Raw genomic sequence first — 18,118 nt, forward strand, 5'->3', positions numbered from 1 at the left:
TTGCTTTACTTTTTTATAAGATAATTAAAAACTAAAGCTTACTTTTGCGTAGTACGTTCTGCCGTCAAAGCCGTATGGCAATGCGCGTACTGGATATTTAAATGCGCCATTAGTGATAAAATTAAGTACTTCGTCATCACCTAATTCATCTGGCGTTTCGTCAAATACGTTATCGGCACCTACCGAAAGCGCAAACATGTCATTTATTTGGTAGCTAACATTTAAATCAACTAACACAGCAGACTCAACCGTACTTGTTGGTTTAAATGAACCCGTAGGCGAAAGCTCACCTGGTAATGAAATATGGTCGTTACCAAAGTATTTTACGTCTGTTTCGCCAAAGTAGTTAAAGCGAATGGTTGATGTGTAGGCATCGCGTTCGTAGTCAAACGTAAGCGTTGCACGTTCGCTCGGTTGTCCGTCGGTAAAAAAGCTACGTTGTAAATCATCAAAAGCAACCGTTTCAGGAATACCGTCTTCTGCATTTACGCTGTCAATTTTAGTATCGTTTAGGTTACCTGCAAAGGTTACTCCTAAATTACCGCCTTCAACTTCAGTGCGGTACGATGCAATAATATCAACACCTTGCGTAGTAGAATCAACCGAGTTTGAGAAGTAGTTAGCTTGCACTGCACCAGTTGTTTGTAGCGCTGCAACCGCTTCAGAGCTAAACGATACGTCGTCAGCCGAAAGTAAGCTGCCAAGTGTAATACGGTCTTCAATTTCTACACGGTAAAAATCAACCGTTAACGAAAGCTCGCTTGTTACATCGTAAACAAAACCAGCACTGTAGTTTGTTGATGTTTCAAGCTCTAAGCTATCTACGCCTAACGCACTTGGGAAGGCTGTACCGGTGTTTGCCGTGAACGACTGCGTTAATGTGCCGTCTGAGCCTAAGTTAGTTGTAAAGGCTGTATAACCACTTTGTTGAAGTGATGGCGCTCTAAAACCAGTAGACAGTGCACCACGTACTGCAAAGTCATCTGAAAATTCATAACGTGTTGCTAATTTACCAATTAAATCATCCCCAGCATCTGAGAAATCTTCATAGCGTAGCGCACCACTTACGTTCCATGCGTCGGTGATCATAGTTTCTACGTCTACATAAACTGCGTAGCTGTTACGGTCGCTATCGTTAGCCGCTTCAGGGCGAAGGCCGTTATAAGCCTGAAAACCACACTGTGCAAATTGATCCGGATCGTTTACTGATGGGTACGAAGTATCCATATTTGCTAACCCACACGCGTATGATGCTTCATCGCCAGGCACTATTTCGTAGTTTTCTTTACGGTATTCGGCGCCTACTGTTACATATAAAGGCTCACTACGGCCAATATCTACAATACCGTTTACATCAAGGTTAACCGTTGTTTGATCGAATCTAAAACCGCCTGAGTAACCGCCAGTAGGGCCTGAGTTTGCTGCAATGTCGGCATCGCTTGCATCTGGGTTATTAAATAAATACTCAGCCGCGTAAGAAGCATTTAATGTATTGCGTGATGTAAAATCGTATTGGTTTTCACCATAAACGGCTGATACATCGTAAGTCCAGTCTGTGTTTATATCGCCTTTAAACCCAAGCGCGACTGAAATATCTTGTGCTTCGTTATATATGCGCGGTAAAAAACCATCGCTGTATACTTGGGTTACGTTTTTAGAGGCTTCGTTAAAGTTACGGTAAAAACCATTACCCAGCGCCGTGCGCTCAGAGTAGCCACCAAACGAGTAAAGCTCGCCGTCGCCCATTGGTAATGCCATGTTGTAAAATAACGACGTAAATTCACTTTCTGAGTTACCTTGGCCCCAGCGTACATCTTCACTTAGTGTACCTGGTTCAACATTAAGCGAACCACCCGTATCGCGCTCTGCACGGTTAGTGCCGTCGGCATCACGGTACTCAAGCGATAGGTTAATGAAGCCGCCTTCGTTACCTAATTCAAAACCACGGTTTAAACCTGCTGAAATAGTGTCGCCGTCACCTTCACTTGTGCCGCCGTATTGTACAAAACCCGTTGTAATACCGGTTGAGTTATTAAGAGATAAGTTAATAACACCTGCAATAGCATCAGAGCCATACTGCGCTGCAGCGCCGTCGCGTAATACTTCAACGCCTTTAAGCGCTGTTAGCGGAATGGCATTCATATCAGTACCCGCAGCGCCTGCGCCTACTGTACCGTTAAGGCCAAAAATTGATTGGTTATGACGACGTTTACCATTTACTAATACAAGGGTTTGATCTGGTTGTAAGCCACGAAGTGTGGCGGGTCTAAATAAATCAGAACCGTCAGATACTTGTGTACGCGAAAAGTTAAATGAAGGCGCTGTCGCTTGAAGGCTTTGGCCTAATTCGGTAAAACCACCTTTAGTTAAATCATCCGCGTCAATTAAGTCAATAGGAGAAGAAGACTCTGTAGAGGTGCGGTTAGATACACGCGATCCTAATACAGATATTTGCTCTATGTTTTTAGCAGCTTGCACTGGTGCTTCTTCAGCGTTAACAATGCTTGGTGCGCTAAACGTGAAAGCAACGGCTACAGCAAGTGTGTTTAAACGGTATGTTGACATAGTGACGACCCTGTTTTTTTGTATTCTTAATAATATGTGTGTGGTTATGATGCTCATAACCTGTTGCAAACATCCTAGCAACATATGCAAACAAAAAGAAATGAAAAAAACTAAATATTTGGTCTAAGTATGCAAATAAACTTCAAGATAAGAAAAAACCACATCAAATTGGTTAAAATACACGCGGCTAAAGGATTAAACGTCATAAAATAGAATATTTAACACTTTATTTACAATGTGATTTTGTTCGTTAGTTTACACTTTTAAAGGTAATAGGCAGCGAATGGTCGTACCTGTGCCTAATGTACTGTTAACTTCTATTTTTCCACCGTGATCGCTCACCATAGCGTATACAAGTGTCATACCCATACCGGTGCCTTTTCCGACTTCTTTTGTTGTGTAAAAAGGGTCAAACATATGCGCTATTGTGTCTTCACTCATTCCACAGCCATTATCTTTTATCTCAATACAGATATTTGTGTCTAGTTCAAAAATATTGACTTCAATAATGCAGCCTTTTTCTAAATCAAGCTCGCATGCTTGCCAAGCATTCATTAATAGATTTACAAAAATTTGATTAATTGACGATAAATTGCACCAAATGAGAGGTAGGGGTTCAAACCGCGTTTTTATTTCGCATAATTTAAGTTTGCTACTCAATAGCCTTAAAGCATTATTAGCACCCGTTGTTACATCGGTTAGTTGCTTATCTTGCGAGGAGGATGGGTGGGCAAAGTTTAATAAGTCATGCACAATTTGTTTTATTCGTTTGAGTCCTTCAACGCTGTCGTTAACTTGTCCCTGCAAATTGTTATAAAGCCACGCATACGGATACTGTAAATTGAGTATGTCTATTTCGTGTTTAAAACGACTCTCTTTAATTTCATTGTTTAAGTATTGCTCGTTAAGTTTTAGCAACGTGATAAGCAAAGGGGTAGAATTTTGTAAGCTTTCTATATTACTCATTGCATAGGCAAGCGGGGTATTTATTTCGTGGGCTACGCCTGCACAAAGCGTTCCTAAGGTTGCCATTTTTTCGGTTTGCACAAACAGCATTTGCTGGTGTTCTAAATCGGCTACTTTTTTTTGAAGTTCATTATTTATGGCAACTAAAACGGTGCTTTTATCTTTGAGTAATTGTTCTGCGGCCAAGCGCAGCTTTTGTTCGTTTAAAAAAGCACGTTCAAAATTACCATCTGATCCATTCATTCCTTTCATCCATATAGATAACTTTATACTTAACGTTTAGTCGTCTGTATGCAAATTTGCAACTTTAGTGCAGCCAAGTCCTAATTTTATGCATGAGTAATTATCCACTTATTGCTAATAACTCCATTATATAAATACCACTTAATATAAAAGGTAGTCACAAACACACCATAGAATATTTTTTAAGCTATTATTTAACCAGAAGTAATTTAAAGGCGACTCAATGACTCAAGTAACACCAAGCACACCAATAAATCAGGTTGATGTACTTTGCATTGATGATGATGAAATAGTACTACGTACGTTAACACGACTACTTGAAGTAAATGGCTTAACGGTTATTGTTTGCGATAATCCGCAAAACGCATTAACACTTTTTAAAAATCATGAGTTTGGTTTAATTATTAGCGATATGCGTATGCCGGTAATGAACGGTGCCGAGTTTTTAGAAAAAGCGCGTGCGCTGGCACCCGACACCCAACGCATTTTATTAACCGGTTACGCCGACATACAAACCACCTTAGCGGCTGTTAATCAGGGCCAAATAAATGGTTATATTCAAAAGCCTTGGCAAAACGATTTATTACTTCGTAGCATTAGAGATAGCCTAGAAAAATTTGCACTAAAAAAACAAAATCAAAAATTAGAGGCACAAGTTAAAGCGCAAAACCAAGAGTTGCTAGAGCTTAATAATTCGCTTGAACAACGGGTAGAAAAACGCACCTTACAAATCAAACAGGTTTTAAAAAAGCTTGAAGACGCCAACGAGCGCGAAAAACAAGAGCATAAATCGACCGTAGAGCTGCTATATAATTTTGTTAACGCAAACCCTTACCTAGATGGCAACAAAGCACAAAATATTGCTAATACCTGCACACAAATAGCACTTTACTTAAACTTGTCGCAAAAAAGCATTGATCTTGCCCCTATGGCTGGTTACTTGGCGCAAATAGGCTTGCTTGCTATGGATCCTGATCTTTATAAAAAACCAGTTAACCGCTTAAACGAGCAACAACGCAAAACCTTTTATACTCACCCAAGTACTGCACAATTAATGTTAATGCCAGCAATACATTTACATGACTTGTCGGATGCTATTTATTATCAGTTTGAGCGCTTTAACGGAAACGGAATGCCCAAAGGCCTTGCCGGAAACGACATACCAATAGGCGCTATGGTGCTAGGTTTAGCGCGCGACTATTGGGATGCGTTTGAGCAGAGCAATGCAAGTGATGAAAAGCAGCGCCACGATGACGCACTCGAAAGTGTAAAACTTTATAGCGGTTCGTTTTACCATCCTAAAATTGTACGTGCACTTGAAGCAAGCCATGCAAAACTACACGAACAAAAAAGTTCAGCAGGATCAGTGCTAATTTGTAACGCCCATGAACTCAAAGATCAAATGGTACTGGGCCATGCTTTACACAGCCATACGGGCATAATGTTGCTGCCCAAAGGTCATGTATTTGGCAGTAAATCGATAGAAAAACTCCAACAGCTAGAATCGAAAAAACCAACTCCGTTCAGAATAATGGTGAAAACTGCTAAATGATTGATCTAAACCGCAGTTTTTTTCGTTACAATGTGCATAAAATAGATTATTGAATTTGCTTGAAGGAGCACTCTGTGTCGCGATTTTCTGCGGTTACTGACAACCCCCATGATGGGCGTTTTAACCAAAAAACGGGAATACTGCTAACTAACCTAGGCAGCCCTGATGCACCAACAGCGGCTGCGCTTCGTACATATTTACGCGAATTTTTATCAGATCCACGCATTGTAGAAATACCACGCTTGGTATGGATGATAATTTTACATGGCATTATTTTACGCGTACGCCCTAAACGTTCGGCTAAATTATACGAGAGTATATGGACCGAAAACGGCTCACCACTGACCCACATTACTCGCCAGCAAAGTGTAAAGTTAAATACCTTATTAAAAGAGCAAGGTTATACCAATACTGAAGTCGTAATGGCAATGCGTTATGGCAACCCTTCAATAGAGGCAGGCCTTGAAGAGCTTCGTGATAAAGGCTTAACGCGTATAATTATTTTACCAATGTACCCGCAATATTCTAGCCCAACTACGGGTTCTACATTTGATGCTGTATCAAGCGTACTGCGTAAATGGCGCTGGGTGCCAGAACTACATTTTATAAATGGCTATCATAAAAACACCCGTTATATTGAGTCGCTTGCTAATAGTATTAGTGAGGATTTAGAAGCGAATGGTATGCCACAAAAAATTGTTTTTTCGTATCACGGTATGCCTAAATTGTTTTTAGATCGCGGCGATCCGTACCATTGCCTATGTTTACAAACCACGCGTTTAGTTGTCGAAAAACTAGGCCTTGATAAAGACAAAGTAATTAGTACTTTTCAAAGTCGATTTGGTAAAGCAGAGTGGTTAAAGCCTTATACCGACGCAACTCTTGCAGCCTTACCTGATGAAGGTATTACCGATGTAGCTATTATAAGTCCTGCTTTTAGCGCCGACTGCCTAGAAACACTTGAAGAGCTAGAAGGTGAAAACCGTGAAATATTCGAAAACGCAGGCGGCGAAAAATACCGTTACATAGCGGCACTAAACGACAGAGACGACCATATAGAAGCTGTGTTTGATGTTATAAAACCTATGTTGTAACCCAAGCTTACTAAAGCTAAATATATTACGCATTAAGCGGTGTTAAAATTAACACCGCTTTTTTGTTTTTAATGCTTTTAAAATATTTAGTTAATTAATTCACAAAGAGGTTAAGAGGCGCTGCGCTTTTAGAGTAAATGATACATATTGGCTGATCTGGTTTTTCTCAGTTATTACTGATTACCTTATCTTTGTGAAAGAAATTATTTATATTTTTAATAGTAATTAAAATAAATAAAAATGTACGTTTGAGGGGAGGTAATACCTAAGCTACAGCAATTAAACGCTATCGCTTAAAGTATAAATCAATCGCTTTTGTGAGGAGCTCGTCGAGTTGTTCTTCAAATTCTTCAATATTAATATCAAAGTGCTTTAAGTAAGCCCGAGCCTGAGCAAGTGATAAATTGCGGCTGTTAACGCTGTATTGTCGCTCGTCTATGGTTTTATCGTAACGTGGTAAAAATACAAACTGGCCATAAAAGGGGGATTTAATATGCTTGTTTGCAAAACGACAAAAATCTTCAATATGCTCAGCACCCTTAGGTCCAAGGCAACCTGGCTCAATGCGATACATTAAGCGAATTTTTTTGTCGTCATTTATTTGCATTTAAAGCCTTTATCTAAAAAACAGTACGCGTACTATTTTCCCATCTTTAATTTGATAACTCGAAATAAGTTCTGAGCGTTTATCAACTACGTTTTCGTCAGTTGAACAAGTTTCTGAAAGTTCGTGATCAATCACTATATCACCGTGCACTATGCGCTTAATTGGTGATGAGTGAATACACTTTAACTTTTTAAACATTAGCCCATAACGTTCTATTAGTTTTTCTTTACCTTTAAATAATAGCTCATTAGGGAAAATATAAAACTCAACATCTTCGGCATATACACGAAGAAACTCTTCAATGTTACGTGCGTTATATGCTTTAACTAGCTGCTCTACCACAGCAAGTGATTCGCGCGATTGTTTAGCTTTAGTTTGCTGCTTAACTGTAAGTGCTTCTTTTGCTTGAGTTACTGCTTTTTCAGCTTCGGCTACAGCCACTGCTTTTTCTATTTTATTTTTAGGCTTTTCAGCAGGTTTAATTTGCTCGTTACCTAATACTTTTGAATCGTCTGGTTTAGTCGCATCAATTGTTGGCTTTTTAAGCTCTGGCGCTTTGTATTCAAGCGTATTTACTTTGTCGTCAGTGTTGGTTTGAGTTACTGATTGCTCATTTTCAACTTTTGGCTTTTCAACGCTTGCTTGAGCTTCAACTTGCGGCTCTTTTTGCTCAGGCTCGCTTTGCTCTGCAGCATAAGTAATTAGCGCAACGGTAGTGACTAATGAGGCTAAAATAATAGATAACGGTTTCATAACTTTCCTAAAATGAACACTAAATACGTGTAATACCAATTACATTAAATAGGCGATCTATTATAGCGTTAAAAAATAGCGCAATAACAACGCGAAAATTGTGACATATAGCTGTTCTATATGAATAATTTTTAACGCAGTTAGTGAGTTATTCAATGCGATAGAATGATCATATTTTTGATAAAATTAGTATAAGGGTGCAACATAGCAAATTTTAACGTTATCGGGTAGTTAATACCACCACTGAAGCCTACCAGTACTGCTCTACCGTAATGTTGCCGGGGTTTTTACGGCGGTTACGCGTAAAGTTTTTATCGAGAAGTAGCGCGGTTGTGTCTTTTACCATTTGTGGATTTCCGCAAATCATAAATTGCGCGTTACTAGGCTCAGGGTTTAATTTTACATATTCAAACAAGCGGTTGCTCTCAATTGCGTTAGTAATTCGTCCACTTAAGCCTTGTAATGGCTCCTCTCTACTTACAACCGGAATATAGTTAAGTTGTGCTGGGTACACTCTTAATAGCTCGTTAATAAGTGCCTGATAGCTTAAGTCGTTATTAAAACGTACGCCATGCACTAAATTTATAGTTTTGTATTTTTTCCATACATCGGGCTGTTGTAATATCGATAAAAAAGGGCCTATGGCAGTGCCAGTCCCTAACATCCAAAGTTGATCACTTTGTGGTATTTCATCAAGGGTAAAAAAGCCGGTTGCGTGTTGTTCTATTAATACGGTGTCGCCAGGTTGTAAGGTAGCTAAACGAGGAGAGAGCAAACCGTCAATTACGTTAATAAGATAAAACTCGAGATCGGGGTTTTCAGGGGCATTCACATATGAATAAGCCCGAGCAATACGTTTGTCGCCATCCATTATTGAAAGCTTTGTAAATTGACCAGCTTTAAACGGCTCTACGTTTGCATTAACGGTTAAGCTAAAGAGTGTTTCGCTCCACCACGTGACATTTTTTACTGTTGCTTCAACCCAATTAGACATAGTTACCTCTTGGTTTAGCTATTAAAGTTTTAAATAATTCACTCCATCAACATTAGCATTAAGTGACAAAGACTTACAGGAGAATATGACTAGATTTAAAGCAGTGAGGTATGCAGAATTTACCAATAAAATAATGTGAATAATTAGCTCTGCGATAAGAGTCATTAATTGCATAAGAGAAAGCGATGCTGCAGTAACTAAGAAAAATTAAGTCAAAAAACAGTGTTTTTTATTTTATCACTTACTTTAAAAGCGCTGCGTCTTATATCACCATTAGTGAACTATTTACTTGAAAAACTATTGCACTAGGAGAAGCCAAAGAGGAGTAAATGAGAAGAGCCAAGCCAGAAAACGAGTATTTTATCACTGACTCTAAAAGCGTAGCGTCTCTTAACCTCTTAGTGAATTATTTATTTAAGCCTTTATTAATTTTATAGTTAAACTCAAATTCCACACATAAAAAACGGCGCTAAATTTAGCACCGTTTTTATAAGCAATAAGAAAAATTTTACGCTTTTTTCTCTTCACAACTTGCTAGGTATTCGTCAAACGTACCTTGGAAGTCGATTACTTTTTTATCTTTAATATCAATGATACGTGTAGCTAATGACGAAACAAACTCACGGTCATGGCTTACAAAAATAAGCGTACCTTGGAAATCTTTTAACGCGTTATTAAGCGCTTCAATGGCTTCCATATCCATGTGGTTAGTTGGTTCGTCCATAACAAGCACGTTAACGTCTTGCATCATTAACTTACCAAATAACAGGCGGTTTTTTTCACCACCAGAACAGTTACGCGCTTTTTTGTTTGAATCGTCAGCTGTAAACAACAAACGGCCTAACATGCCACGAACCATTAAATCGTTGTGCTTAGCTGTACGCCATTGCGACATCCAATCAAACAACGTTAAATCGTTATCAAAATCTTTAGTGCTGTCTTGCGGGCAGTAACCAAAGCTCGCATTTTCAGACCACTTAATTTCGCCTTCATTACTTTTAAGCTCGTCTACTAAACAGCGTAAAAATGTAGTTTTACCCACACCATTTTCGCCAATTACAGCAAGCTTAGCGCCTGCTTCAAGTAAAAAGTCGCCGCCGCTAAATAACGTTTCGCCATCAAAACCATGGCCAAGCTTATTAACTTCAAGCGCCTGACGATACATTTTTTTACCTTCGTCAAACGAAAGCGATGGGCTCATACGGCTTGAAGATTTAACTTCATCAAGCTTAATTTTATCCATTTTTTTAGCGCGCGAACTTGCTTGCTTAGCTTTTGAAGCGTTAGCACCAAAACGGTTAACAAAGTCTTGTAGCTCGTCAATTTCAGCGCTCTTTTTGGCGTTTTCAGCTAAAAGTTGCTCGCGTTGTAAGCCCGCAGCTTCTAAAAATTTCTCATAGTTACCAGGGTAAATACGCAGCTCACCGTAATCAATATCGGCCATGTGTGTACATACCGAGTTTAAAAAGTGACGGTCATGCGAAATAATAATCATCGTACATTTACGTTTGTTAAGCTCGTTAGCAAGCCATGTAATTGTATGAATATCCAAGTTATTGGTAGGCTCGTCAAGTAGCAAAATGTCAGGGTTTGCAAATAACGCTTGTGCTAAAAGCACACGTAGTTTCCAACCTGGAGCAACGTTTGCCATTAAACCGTAATGAAATTCTTTATCGATACCTGCTTCAAGCAAAATTTCTTCAGCGCGGCTTTCTGCCGTGTAACCGTCCATTTCAGCAAATACACTTTCAAGATCGGCAACTTTCATACCGTCTTCTTCGCTCATTTCTGGTAACGAGTAAATTCGTTCGCGTTCTTGCTTTACTTTCCAAAGCTCCACGTCGCCCATAATTACCGCGTCTACAACGCTGTATTGCTCAAAAGCAAACTGGTCTTGGCTTAGGTTACCTACTTTTAACCCTGGAGTAATAGATACATTACCCGCACTTGGAACAAGCGCACCGCTTAAAATTTTCATGAAAGTCGACTTGCCGCAGCCGTTAGCGCCAATTAAACCGTAACGGTTACCGTTACCAAATTTAGCTGAAATGTTTTCAAACAACGGCTCTGCGCCAAACTGCATCGTAATATTTGCGGTGGAGATCAAAAAAGGTAATCCTAGATTAGTACTGACAGGAGTACGCTGCAGCAAAACGCCACAAACAAGAACCAGACAATAGGGTAAATTAGCTGGCGAATTATACAGATCAGCCACAACGAATGAAAGATAAAAGGCAGCTAATTTATAACCAAGTAAAAATAACGGCAATTCTCGGTTTTAAGTCACTATTTTTAGCGTATGTAGTGTTGAATGTGCTTACAGCCACAATGTAAATAATTACTAATGCCAAGCAATATTAAAGAGGGGGCGCCAAATAGCTAAGTTATTAGCCATGCTTTAATGCACAGGTTGATAAATTGACTTTATAGCCACCTCATTTTTGGTAATTAACTGATTAACAGTCGCCACGTCATCGAGTGTTAGCGACTCCTTGCTTAGCATAAAATGCACATTGTTAACGTTAATCGGTGTAATAGTTTTTACCTGCGAAATTGAGGAGTGTTTTTTTACAAAGTACTGCGCAACCACGGAGTCTTCAATAACATAGTCGATTCGTTTTTTATCTAACATGCTAAATCGATTATTTGCTTGAGCAGTAAGCACGACCTGTTTTGAATATTTGGTTTTGAGTTGTTCAAGCTCATCACCAAAAAAGCTTCCTCGGTTAATACCTGCTGTAAAATCTTGACTAAAAAGTTCAGGTAAGCTTGTTACATCAGGCGAGTCTTTATGTTTATAAAGATGCATAACTTCTGCGCGATAAGGCAAACTAAAGTGCGCATATTGAGCACGTTGCTCTGAATAACTTGCCGCGTAGGTTATATCTACTCGACCATTTTTAAGCTCAGCTTGAACACGCGAAAAACTAGGGAAATAAGTCCATTTAATACAAAATTTTGAATCTTTAAAAATAGCCCTAACAGCATCCACTTCTGTGCCTAAAAATGTATCACCTTGTTTTACAAGGTAAGGCGGCCAATTAGTTTCGTTAGTGCCCATTACCAATGTTTTTGAACACGCAAGGGCATTAAAGTGAGTAAATAGCAGTGTAGTAAATGTTAAAAATAAAGTTTTCATTACACTCCTAGTATTTAAACAGCGCATTAAGTGCTGTTTTGTTTTTGTTTATGTGCTCATTAATTATTGCAAGCTCAGTAACCGACACCGTTTGTTTGCTAAACATTAAATAAATATCGTCTTTATTTACATACTCAATGTTGGTTACTAATTTTATATTTGAGCCCTTTTGGCCAAAATAAGCACCCACTAACTCGTCTTCAATAGCAAAATCAATACGTTGTTTGTTAAGCATTTCAAAGCGTTTACTGGTTGCACTGGTGTATTCAATTTGTTTTTTATGCGTTGTTTTATATTGCTCAAACTCCTCGCCGTAATAGCTTCCAAAGTTAGCGCCAACAATAAAGCCTTGTTTAAAAATGTCTTCGAGGTTTTTAACGCTATGCTGATTATTTTTGTTTTCGTATAAACGCATAACTTCAGTTCGGTAGTTATCACTAAAGTGCACATATTTAGCGCGCTCATTTGTATAACTTGCAGCCCACTCTAAATCAATACGGCCGTATTTAAGCTCAATAAAAGCCCGCTTAGAATTTGGTAGTAACTTAACCTCAAAACAAAAAGGGGAGTCAGCAAATATAATGTTAAGTGCATCAACCTCCAAGCCTTGCAGCTTACCGTTAATACCCATTACATAAGGCGGCCAAAAAGCATCGTGCGATGCCACGCTAAAGGTTCTTTCACAAGCAAATACATTAAATGGAGCCGTAAACAGCAAACATAAAAATATGGTAATTAATTTATTCATTACGCCTCATAGTTATTATTTTGCTCATTATTACAACAGTATAAACCAGCTTTTGTATTTTAGCGGCACGGGTTTGTGTGAATATGTAAAAACCATCCGTAATTATGAGAATGCCTAGTATGCAGGTGTTTATAGAAGGGCGCTTGTATTGCACTTTAAATTTTATACTGCGTATGTATCACTCAACATCAGTGCTTAACAACAATGGCGTATTAATTTAAAAATTTCTACTTATTAAGCCTATATTTAATGCGCTTGTTCCTGTAGATTAAACAAATAATGAATGCAGTATTAACAGTGCCTTAGCTGTTAAACGATTAGCCAAGGAGCGGTGAGTCTCGTGTCAAACACCACACTTACTTATTACAACCAAAATGCCAAAGCTTTCAGCGACTCAACACTTAACGTTGATATGTCGGCGCTTTATGCTGAGTTTTTACCGCACGTTGCACAGCACGGGAGTATTTTAGATGCCGGTTGTGGCAGCGCGCGCGATGCCGCATTTTTTAAAGCGCAGGGTTTCACTGTAAGTGCGTTTGATGCAAGCCCATATCTGGCAGAGTTGGCAAGCAGTTACTTACAACAACCTGTAGCGGTTAAAACATTCCAAGAGCTAAATTGTGTAAATCAATACGACGGGATTTGGTGCTGCGCTAGTTTATTACACGTTCCAAAAGCTGAGTTACCGCAGGTGTTTTTAAACCTACAAAATGCGCTTAAACCGAATGGCGTTTTGTATGTGTCGTTCAAATATGGCGATACAGAGCGTGTGCATAATGGTCGTGAATTTACCGATTTAAACGAAAATGCTTTAACGCATTTACTTAGCAATACGCAGTTAAAAGCTATTAAACAATGGCAAAGTGTTGACAAGCGACCAGAGCTCGAAAGCGAAGTATGGCTAAATGCGCTTATAAAAGTAGTGCACGTTTTATGATTGGAGCAATGCAGCAACAGCTCGACTTTATTGCATATATACAACGTATGTTGGTAGAAGGTGAATTCACAGCTACTTATAAATATGCATTGTTACATGCAATTGCTGATGTGTGTGTAGAGCATAAAAATAGTAATCCCGAAGCTCCAATGGAAATTGAAATCGACACTTTGGTTGATAAGTTTATTCAACTGTATTGGAATCATTCAGTGCCATATGCATTGGGCACAACAGATATAATAACCAATGCCGAAGATATGTTACTTAAGCAAAATAGCTTAGGCCAAGCAAAGTTCATTACCGAGATATTTAAGCTGCAAAATGCAGGTATTAAAAGTTATAACGCATTCAAAAATCATCAGCATTACAGCAAAGTAATAAGCTCATTACGGCGTACATTTATTGATGGGCCTCTTTGGCGCTTGCAGTTACTTTCGGGAAAAGAAGAGTGCTTTTTATATCCTCATACACTTTTAGGTAAAGGTAGAGAGCCAAAGCGAATTGTTTTAAATGTAGGTATTGCTCAGTGTTTTAGGCGTTTTTACGATTTAGTTGTGCATCTTAGTGTTACTGAATGGGTAGAAAAAGTACAAACAATAAAAGCGAATCAAACGTTATTGGGATCGCAAAGCCAGCTACAAGAGTTTTTGTTTGGTACTAATAGAACTGCTTTAAAAGTAGTTGCGCCGCTGCTTATTGATATTCAAAAAGGGCTTTGCTTTTATTGCCAAAAGCCAATGAATCTAAAAAACGAAAAAGAAACTAAAAAAACACCAGAGGTCGATCATTTTATTCCGTTTAAGCGTTATCCAAACGACTTAGCACATAACTTTGTTGCTGCGCATGCTGATTGTAATAACAATAAGCGAGACCACCTTGCAGCATTCGCTCACCGCGACCGCTGGCTAGAACAAAACCTCGATACGCATAAAGCCGAAATCGCCAATAAACTCCAACCTTACTTTTATTGTGATTCAGATAAGTCACTTGCAGTCAGTAATTGGGCATATCAGGTTGCGCAGGCTAACAGTGCAAAGTTATGGGTAAAGAAAGGTTATTTTGAAGAAGCGGCTAGTTTTAAATATCAGCAACCAAGTACAGGGCTGGATTTAGTGGCGGAAGAAAAGCCAAGGTATGACGTGTAATGAATAATTTGTAGTTCGTGCCGTAGGCGGGAGTTTATCTCGCGCTTTTGGGTTGTAGGCGCAGAGCTTGCTCGCGCGAAAAAGCGAAGCTTTTAAATTTCGGTGTAATTAATATGTAGGTGCGATTTTATATCGCGCTCATAAGTTGTTTTTTTGCTTGGGATTCAAGGGATTCAAAACCTCTATTCGAGGTTATATCGCGTTGGCGATGGCAACCAAAGGGCGGCTGCCGCCGACCGCCCTTTGGAATCCCACGGCGCACCCGAGGATCACACTTTATCTTCAACTTACGTGAATGATGTGAACGTAACCAGCGTAGATAGGCCATCCATGGCCAAACTACGCTTTGTACAGCATCCATGCTGTAAATTACTCATCATTAACTAAGTTTCAGGTGTGATCACGGGGAATTGACGTGTGCTGGTCGATTGGTGTTTATAAATGCAGGCGGGAGTTTACATCGCGCTTTTGGGTTGTAGGCGCAGAGCTTGCTCGCGCGAAAAGCGAAGCTTTTAAATTTCGGTGTAATTAATGTGTAGGTGCGATTTTATATCGCGCTCATAAATTGGTGTATGAGTTTAGGGATTTTAAAACCTCTATTCGAGGTTTTATCGCGTTGGCGATGGCAACCAAAGGGCGGCATTTGAGAGGTGTTTTGACATTGTACGAGGTAATTCGTCCATGAAGCTGGGTTCCTGTCAGCATCCATGCTTCCACTTCCTCGTGCTGCGAAGCTTCGCTTCGGTCACTCGTCACCCACGGCGCACCGAGGATCACACTGTGTCCTCAAGTTAAAAATTGATGTGAACGTAACCGCCGTGTATTCGCCATCCATGGCGAAGTCACGGCTTAACTTGCCACCCAGCAAGTGATTACTCAGCAATTTATAACTTTCGGGTGTGATCACGGGGAATTGGAGTGTGTTTGGTAGATTGGTCTTTATGGTTGTAGGCGAAGTTTTGCTCTTTTTGGAAACAAGGCATGTTTTGTTTTTGTCGGCAAAGAGCGATATAGCAGATGTTGATAAAAAATATTAACATGCTGGCGTGACCCCATTTACTTTGAGATACATTTTAGTAAACATGGTTTTTTTCATGAGGACTGGTGAAAGGTTTCAAGATGATTTCATGTTAATTTTCAATCTATTAACTGCTTAGACGAAATTAATCTCACACATTGATTTAAACTCTAAATAAACTTTTTCAAAAAAATTGTTACCTAAAAATTTAGTTCTCTGTTTTATAGAATTAATGACATCAGTAACTTTATTTTGATACTCGTTAATTTGCTGCTGTGCCTTGGGTCCAACATTGGATTGATATATCTCTTTTTTCTTATTCGTAATCATAAAATTGCACAACGATACGCAAATGTTCGATAGAAACTTATTTTCTAAATCATGGCCTCTTAGTAAATAGTTAATGTTGTGCTTATTAAAATTTTTATTATCTAGTTCTTCTATGAAATCATCGTAGCTCACATCAAAATGGTGATTTTTTTCAATATCCTCTAACAATAAAGTTATCTCTTTCTTGGTTTTAACTAGAAGGACGTCAAGTTTGATTACGTTAAGTTTACCTGAGTATATGGTTTCCAAAACGTTATTAATTTTTTCGAGATAGATCCTATATTTATCATGTTCACTTATTTTTCTAAGAAATAATATTTTTGTATACAACTCAAAGACAATTTCAGACCAAGACTTGGTATATTTTTCGATACAGAAGGAAAGCGTTAACGTTGAACAACATGCCATTTCACATATATGTTCTAGACCGTTAGTCGTATAATAATGGTTCTCAGCAGAGTGAACATACGTCTGAAAAACATAATCATTTTTATACAATTTTTCTTTAATACTACCTTGGGCACATCCAAATGCATAATCAAAATCACTATCAATACAGATTATCAAGTTTTTACCTGGAACTAAACTCCCGTCATTGAATGATTTTATTAGGCTCGATTTACCATTAGCTTCACTATCTAGAGAAGGTACTTTGTATAGTATTTTGATCTTTTTGTTTATAACTAATTCATTTTGAAGAATATTACTCCAAAGACGTTGATCATCATAGGACTCCACATAAGCAACGATGGTTTCTCGTTTGTCAGAACCGAACTTTGATGTCGCTGCCATGTACTCAGATGTTAATTTCATTTATTGAACCATCTCGAGTTCTTTTGTATTGCCTAACCAACCATTCATTATCAATGCAGGCGAATGGGTTGCAATGAAGTATTGAGCATTAGGTGCAATAGATACTAAATCTGAAATAAGTCGCTCTTGCCATTCAATATGTATAGCAATATCAGGTTCATCAAAAATAAACAGTTCTGTTTTTTCTTTATATAAGAATGTCACCAAAAATAAATAAATAAGAGTTTTTTCACCCCGAGATAGGTTATACCAATGAATCCGGGTTTTTGTTTTTTTGACACTAAGCTCTATACGTTCTGATTCGTCTTTTGTAATTATTTTACCCAACGGCTCGAAATATGAATTAAGGGCATTAAATAATTTTTTGAGGTCATGACGAGATTCTTCATGCCTATTTACAATGTTCATCATTTCTTTTTTAGTCATGTTACTTTTTAGACTAAAAATCTCTTCTGATAAAAGCTTATTTGTTTTCGCTTCGTATACTTGTAATTTATCTAAAACATAAATCAGCTTTTGATCTAGTTCAATTCCATAGTGATTCCAATATTGTCCATCAAAATCTATGTTTGAATTTTTCATATTGTGCATACACTTACGTTCGTCTTGGAATAAGAATGGTTCTACTTCAGTTGTTACCGTACCGCTATCGTTTTCAATAGATATAACACCCAGTTCTTTACTATCATAAAGGTTGTAACGCTGCTCTTCTATTTTCTTTTCATAAGCTAATTCTATGGCCCTCATTCCATCAAAACTAAATATATTATCTTCAGAGTATGAGCTGATATCTTCTGCAATTTGTATTGAATGAGGGGAGTGAGGCAAACAGGCTTTTGACTTATATGAGCCGTCAGTAAAGTTAACTGTACATGCCCAAAAACGGTGTTTAGAGGTTGAGTAATACCCTTGACTTAGTGTGTCAAAGAGTATGTTGAGAACAGTGCTTTTTCCGCTACCGTTGTAGCCCGTTAGAAAAGTAACCTGTTCATATAAATCTATAGAAACCTCTTTTCTGTTCCATAGATTGTAGATTGTAAAAGACTCAATTTTCTTCACTAGCTTCAACGCCTTGCTGTTAGTCGTTTTTAAAAATTCTACACTATTATATAGCTAATTAAACCATAAAATTAAACTGGTTTAATTTTAAGTTGTAAATGTAGGCCCATTGCTTTCGTTAAACACCAATTTTATTTTGGCTCAAGAAACTAATA

At 38.4% G+C, this 18,118-nt stretch carries 14 protein-coding genes; 4 read left to right on the forward strand and 10 right to left on the reverse strand.

Features of this window, described 5'->3' with window-relative positions; all coding sequences use genetic code 11:
* Window positions 1-24 precede the first annotated feature (24 nt).
* Together H5122_RS10725 and H5122_RS10730 are read right to left on the reverse strand one after the other, a co-directional pair.
* Window positions 25-2,565 carry a TonB-dependent siderophore receptor gene (locus tag H5122_RS10725; RefSeq protein WP_182681862.1) on the reverse strand — a complete coding sequence of 847 codons (2,541 nt, stop codon included), beginning with the start codon at window positions 2,563-2,565 and terminating at the stop codon, window positions 25-27.
* A 255-nt stretch (window positions 2,566-2,820) separates the two neighbouring features.
* Window positions 2,821-3,774 (reverse strand): sensor histidine kinase, encoded by a 954-nt coding sequence (locus tag H5122_RS10730; protein ID WP_182681861.1) that lies wholly within the window; start codon window positions 3,772-3,774, stop codon window positions 2,821-2,823.
* Window positions 3,775-3,997: 223 nt separating this feature from the next.
* On the opposite strand from H5122_RS10730, the gene H5122_RS10735 reads away from it, so the two are divergent.
* Together H5122_RS10735 and hemH are read left to right on the forward strand one after the other, a co-directional pair.
* Window positions 3,998-5,326, forward strand: a complete 1,329-nt coding sequence (locus H5122_RS10735) for an HD domain-containing phosphohydrolase (protein WP_024597460.1) — start codon at window positions 3,998-4,000, stop codon at window positions 5,324-5,326.
* A gap of 74 nt (window positions 5,327-5,400) precedes the next feature.
* Window positions 5,401-6,420 carry a ferrochelatase gene (gene hemH, locus H5122_RS10740; RefSeq protein WP_024597461.1) on the forward strand — a complete coding sequence of 340 codons (1,020 nt, stop codon included), beginning with the start codon at window positions 5,401-5,403 and terminating at the stop codon, window positions 6,418-6,420.
* A 286-nt stretch (window positions 6,421-6,706) separates the two neighbouring features.
* Here hemH and H5122_RS10745 read toward each other — a convergent pair whose 3' ends face one another.
* The 6 genes from H5122_RS10745 to H5122_RS10770 form a co-directional block, all read right to left on the reverse strand.
* On the reverse strand, window positions 6,707-7,027 hold the full coding sequence (locus H5122_RS10745; protein WP_002962108.1) for a hypothetical protein: 321 nt from the start codon (window positions 7,025-7,027) through the stop codon (window positions 6,707-6,709).
* Between the two features lie 9 nt (window positions 7,028-7,036).
* Window positions 7,037-7,780, reverse strand: a complete 744-nt coding sequence (locus H5122_RS10750) for a nuclear transport factor 2 family protein (protein ID WP_149603425.1) — start codon at window positions 7,778-7,780, stop codon at window positions 7,037-7,039.
* Window positions 7,781-8,030: 250 nt separating this feature from the next.
* Entirely contained in the window at window positions 8,031-8,774 is a 744-nt protein-coding gene (locus H5122_RS10755) for a ferredoxin--NADP reductase (RefSeq protein ID WP_002962105.1), read from the reverse strand.
* A gap of 508 nt (window positions 8,775-9,282) precedes the next feature.
* The gene (locus tag H5122_RS10760) at window positions 9,283-10,881 is read right to left on the reverse strand and encodes an ABC-F family ATPase (RefSeq protein WP_076914907.1); all 1,599 of its coding nucleotides are present in this window, start codon (window positions 10,879-10,881) and stop codon (window positions 9,283-9,285) included.
* Between the two features lie 291 nt (window positions 10,882-11,172).
* Window positions 11,173-11,913 (reverse strand): ABC transporter substrate-binding protein, encoded by a 741-nt coding sequence (locus H5122_RS10765; RefSeq protein ID WP_182681860.1) that lies wholly within the window; start codon window positions 11,911-11,913, stop codon window positions 11,173-11,175.
* Between the two features lie 7 nt (window positions 11,914-11,920).
* Window positions 11,921-12,661 (reverse strand): ABC transporter substrate-binding protein, encoded by a 741-nt coding sequence (locus H5122_RS10770; protein ID WP_182681859.1) that lies wholly within the window; start codon window positions 12,659-12,661, stop codon window positions 11,921-11,923.
* A 340-nt stretch (window positions 12,662-13,001) separates the two neighbouring features.
* Between H5122_RS10770 and H5122_RS10775 the strand changes: the two genes are divergently transcribed.
* Together H5122_RS10775 and H5122_RS10780 are read left to right on the forward strand one after the other, a co-directional pair.
* Window positions 13,002-13,598, forward strand: coding sequence for a bifunctional 2-polyprenyl-6-hydroxyphenol methylase/3-demethylubiquinol 3-O-methyltransferase UbiG (locus tag H5122_RS10775; protein WP_182681858.1), 597 nt, complete (start codon window positions 13,002-13,004; stop codon window positions 13,596-13,598).
* Window positions 13,559-14,743: an HNH endonuclease gene (locus H5122_RS10780; protein ID WP_259395769.1), complete on the forward strand. Its 1,185-nt coding sequence runs from the start codon at window positions 13,559-13,561 to the stop codon at window positions 14,741-14,743. Before H5122_RS10775 ends, H5122_RS10780 begins: the two co-directional genes overlap by 40 nt.
* Window positions 14,744-15,896: 1,153 nt before the next feature.
* On the opposite strand, the gene H5122_RS10785 is transcribed toward H5122_RS10780, so the two are convergent.
* Together H5122_RS10785 and H5122_RS10790 are read right to left on the reverse strand one after the other, a co-directional pair.
* Window positions 15,897-16,904, reverse strand: a complete 1,008-nt coding sequence (locus tag H5122_RS10785) for a DUF4435 domain-containing protein (RefSeq protein ID WP_182681857.1) — start codon at window positions 16,902-16,904, stop codon at window positions 15,897-15,899.
* Complete coding sequence (locus H5122_RS10790) at window positions 16,905-17,963, reverse strand: AAA family ATPase (protein WP_182681856.1); 1,059 nt, start codon at window positions 17,961-17,963, stop codon at window positions 16,905-16,907. It abuts the gene before it with no gap.
* Between the last annotated feature and the right edge of the window lie 155 nt (window positions 17,964-18,118).

It is taken from the genome of Pseudoalteromonas sp. SG43-8, assembly GCF_014164245.1.
GTDB lineage: Bacteria > Pseudomonadota > Gammaproteobacteria > Enterobacterales > Alteromonadaceae > Pseudoalteromonas > Pseudoalteromonas distincta.